The 1512-nt window shown below is 53.6% G+C and carries 3 protein-coding genes; 1 reads left to right on the forward strand and 2 read right to left on the reverse strand.

Translation table 11 applies throughout. The features are described from left to right. A partial coding sequence (locus B2T33_RS01865; protein WP_286791021.1) for a hypothetical protein occupies positions 1-186 on the forward strand: 186 nt, incomplete at its 5' end. Between the two features lie 25 nt (positions 187-211). Here the strand turns inward: B2T33_RS01865 and B2T33_RS01870 are convergent. After that, a complete protein-coding gene (locus B2T33_RS01870; protein WP_008890893.1) occupies positions 212-658 on the reverse strand; it encodes a DUF192 domain-containing protein in 447 nt (148 codons plus the stop codon). Further along, the coding region (locus B2T33_RS01875) for an acetoin utilization protein AcuC (protein ID WP_286791022.1) at positions 655-1512 on the reverse strand (858 nt) is incomplete at its 5' end. The genes B2T33_RS01870 and B2T33_RS01875, both read right to left, overlap by 4 nt.

The following is a 1512-nucleotide window of genomic DNA, read 5'->3' on the forward strand; positions in this document are numbered from 1 at the left end:
GACCCCCTGCTCCCAAAGCAGGTACGCTACCAGACTGCGCTACTCCCCGACGCGGATGTGGATTTAGCACCATCTTGCTGGGTGGGCAAGACCGCATTGCGTGTTTTTATCGAAAATATGACACAAAAACCGACGCAAAAACCAAAGGCCGCAGATATCACCTGCGGCCTTGCTATTGCTGATTGATTGCGTGGCGTATCGAAGGTGCTACCTAGCGCGGCAGTCCTTCGACCTTTTCACCAACTTCAAACCCCATCCGGTCAGATGAACCACCATTGAGTTCAAGCACAAAGCGCACAGGCCTTGGCGATGGAATTATGGTTTCTGATTGCGGCACGGTGCGCTTTTCAATGCCGACAATCGTGCCATCGGCCGCGATGAACAACATATCAAGCGAGATAAAGGTGTTTTTCATCCACATCGAAATGTCGCGTGGTCCGCCGAAATCAAACAGCATTCCGGCGTCTTCAGCCATTTCGGTACGGAACATCAGGCCGCGTGACCTTTCTTCGGGTGTGATGGCCAGTTCAACATTGAACACTTCGCCATCAACAAGAAGACGCGACCGTTCATAACCGGTTGCCTTTGCATTCAGCCCGGCAACAACCGCCGCGCTAACAAAGCACACAACCAAAGCCATCTGAAAGAACGACTTCATACCCCATATCCTCTTAGTCTTTTGACGCGATCCCGGACCTCGTCCCGGATGGCGCCACCCCGCCATGGATCCGCAAGCGTTGTGAACAACTCACTTGCCGGCTGTCTTCCACGACTATGCGCCCATTTTATGACACGCAGGATATTTTCCGCTGTGATGGGTAACACATCAGGTATTTCGATCCCGTTAATGGTTGCCCACACCCCTGACCAACAGCGTGCAACGCCATATGGACTATATCCTCCGCCGCCAAGAACAAGACTTCGGGGCGCCAATCGGGTCATCGCCCCCACGACTTCCCAGATCGACTGATTGCCCAAAAGCTGTCTGGACAGTGGATCTTCTGCGAGAGTATCACATCCACATTGTAAAACAATAGCTTGGGGCGCAACACTTAATCCAAGCGGAATCAAATATTCAAAAAGGATGAAACGCATCTCGTCATCATGCATGCCGCCCGGCATCGGAAGGTTGCGCGCCATACCGCCTGCAATGTCATCAATTGCGCCGGTCTTGGGCCAGAGGTCTTCCTGATGGATGGAAACAGTCAGTACGCGTTCATCCTCGGCAAAGGCGATCTGCACGCCATCGCCGTGATGGGCATCGATATCAACATAAAGCACACGGTCCAACCCGCTATCAAGCAAGGCATAAATGCCCAGAACCGGATCGTTGAAGTAACAGAACCCCGATGCCCGATCGCGCAAACCGTGATGGGTGCCCCCTGCCGGATGATGAATGATCCCGCCATCCTTGATCAGGTTGGCCGCCATCACCGATGATCCGGCGGCAGTCGCCGGACGCCGGAAAATTTCCGGATAGATCGGATTGCCATTCTTGCCCAGACCAAACCG

Source organism: Thalassospira sp. UBA4513 (assembly GCF_002388495.1).
GTDB lineage: Bacteria > Pseudomonadota > Alphaproteobacteria > Rhodospirillales > Thalassospiraceae > Thalassospira > Thalassospira tepidiphila.